Annotated in this window: 2 protein-coding genes; one reads left to right on the top strand and one right to left on the bottom strand. The window is 71.4% G+C overall.

All coding sequences use genetic code 11. The features are described 5' to 3' along the window. Window positions 1–58: 58 nt before the first annotated feature. The gene (locus D183_RS0114935) at window positions 59–985 is read right to left on the bottom strand and encodes a hypothetical protein (protein WP_017909712.1); all 927 of its coding nucleotides are present in this window, start codon (window positions 983–985) and stop codon (window positions 59–61) included. A 214-nt stretch (window positions 986–1,199) separates the two neighbouring features. Here D183_RS0114935 and D183_RS24880 point away from each other — a divergent pair. Continuing rightward, window positions 1,200–2,396: MFS transporter (locus D183_RS24880; RefSeq protein WP_017909711.1), on the top strand; the 1,197-nt coding region annotated here is incomplete at its 3' end.

Raw genomic sequence — 2,396 nt, 5'->3', positions numbered from 1 at the left:
GGCAGCCGATCGGCACTGCTGCCGCAGGCGTGCGTCGCCCGTGATCGCAGTGCACGCCTCATGCTGTGCGCCCGAGCCGCTTGCGCCATTGCTGACGCAGCCACAGGCGGATGTTGTAGCGGCGCTTGCGGCTCATGAACGGGTAGCGCAGGGTGATGCCGAGCAGGCCGCGCAGCGTGTCCAGCCGCGGCGCCTGCGCGGGCAGGGCGTCGCAGCGCACCGAGATGCGGTCGCAGCCGGCGTCGTGGGTGCGGTGGATGACGTCGGCACGCATGATCAGCAGGTCGCCGACCGCGAGGTGCGGCACCACCTTGTGCGCTTCCAGGTCGAAGCCGATCTTCCAGCCGGGGCTGGCGTCGTACAGATCCTCGATCGCGTACCAGTCGCCGATGGCCAGGGCCTCGCCAGGAAAGCGCAGCCGGAACCAGTCCAGCGTGTCGGCCTCCACGCAGCGGAAGCGCAGCGCGCCGCGGCCCTGGATGCGCTGGTGCAACTGCGGATCCAGCCGCGCGACCACGTCGTCGGCGACGATGGCCACGTTGGCCAGGCCGGCATCGGGCTTGCGCACCGGCATGTAGCAGATCAGGTAGTTGCGGTGGTCGCCATGCAGGAAATAGCTGAAGTGGTCCAGGTGCCAGTTGAGCGCGCCGCCCGGCGCGGTCTTCGGATCGCGGTGCTGGTCGAACGGCAGACGCAGGCTCGGCGCGGCATGGCTTTCGCGGATGCGGATGGCGCAGTAGCCGAAGCGATCGACCGCGATCGCCAGGCCCATGGCCGCGGCCACCGCCGGCACGGTGGCGGCGATGCGGGCCTGGATGCGCTGCATGTCCGCCGCCGGCAGGTCGCCGATCACGCCGTCGTGGAACTTCTCGGCGCCTTCCAGGAAGCGCAGCAGGCTGTCGGGAATGTCGCCGTCGCCCAGGAAGCCGCGGACCACCGCATACCCGTGCTGCTGCAGCGCCTCGGCGATGTCGGTGCTGGGCATGGTGCGGGTTCCTTCGGCGCGGGGGCGGTGGTGGGGCGGCGCTCCAGTCCGGACGCCGCCTGCGTCCGAGGCGGCGGCCCCGGCGAACCGGCCGGCCTGTCGGCGCGGGAATCACACTATCTCGAAAACAGATGGCAGTGGTGAAAAAAATGCGTTTGAAAGATCGCTGCCACCTCCACAGACTGCGCCCCTCCCCACGATCCGGTGTCCGTCCATGGAAACGACTTCGCATCCGCCGATGCGCCGCGGCCTGGTGCTGCTGATGGCCACCGCCACCGGCCTGGCGGTGGCCAGCAACTACTACGCGCAGCCGCTGCTGGAGGTGCTGGCGCAGACCTTCGCCATCGACGTGCGCCGCGCCGGTGCGGTGGTCACCACCGCGCAGTTGGCCTACGCCGCCGGCCTGCTGTTCCTGGTGCCGCTGGGCGATCGTTTCGAGCGCCGCAGCCTGATCGTCGGCCTGTACGCGCTCAGCGCGGTCGGCCTGCTGGTCAGCGCGATGGCGCACAGCTTCGCGCTGCTGCTGCTGGGTACGCTGATCACCGGCCTGAGTTCGGTGGCGGCGCAGATCCTGGTGCCGTTCGCCGCGACCCTGGCCGCGCCGCACGAGCGCGGCCGGGTCATCGGCACGGTGATGAGCGGCCTGCTGCTGGGCATCTTGCTGGCGCGCACGGCCTCCGGGCTGCTGGCCGGGATCGGCGGCTGGCACACCGTGTACTGGGTCGCGGCGGCGCTGATCCTGGTGGCCTCCGGGCTGCTGTGGCGCGGCCTGCCGCGGCACCCCGGCAACCCGCACCTGTCCTATCCGCACCTGATCGGTTCGGTGCTGGCGCTGCTGCGCGACGAGCCGGTGCTGCGCGCGCGCTCGGTGCTGGGCGGGCTGCTGTTCGCCGGCTTCAGCATGTTCTGGACCACCCTGGCGTTCCTGCTGTCCGGCCCGGACTACCGCTACGGCACCGCCACCATCGGCCTGTTCGGGCTGATCGGCGCGGCCGGCGCGTTCGCCGCCAACCTGTCCGGCAAGCTGTCCGACCGCGGCGCCGGCCATCTGGTCGGCTGGGGCGGCCTGGTCATGCTGCTGCTGTCGTGGTTGCTGTTGCTCGGCGCGCCGCACTCGCTGTGGCTGCTGATCGCCGGGGTGGTGCTGCTGGACGTGGCGGTGCAGGGCGTGCACATCGGCAACCAGAGCGTGATCTACCAACTGGATCCGGCCGCGCGCAACCGCATCACCTCGGCCTACGTCACCTGCTACTTCATCGGCGGTGCGATCGGGTCCAGCCTCGGCACCGCGGCCTATGCCTACGCCGGCTGGCGCGGGGTAGCGCTCGGCGGCGCGGCGCTGGCGGTGGTGGCGCTGCTGTGGATGGGCCTCAGCGTGCGGCCGGCGCGGCAAGCGCCGGCGCAGGCGCCA

The sequence above is a fragment of the Xanthomonas sp. SHU 199 genome (assembly GCF_000364665.1).
GTDB classification, from domain to species: Bacteria; Pseudomonadota; Gammaproteobacteria; order Xanthomonadales; family Xanthomonadaceae; genus Xanthomonas_A; species Xanthomonas_A sontii.
Note: the sequence above shows the minus strand (reverse complement) of the source record. Positions and strands in the feature narration are given on the sequence as shown.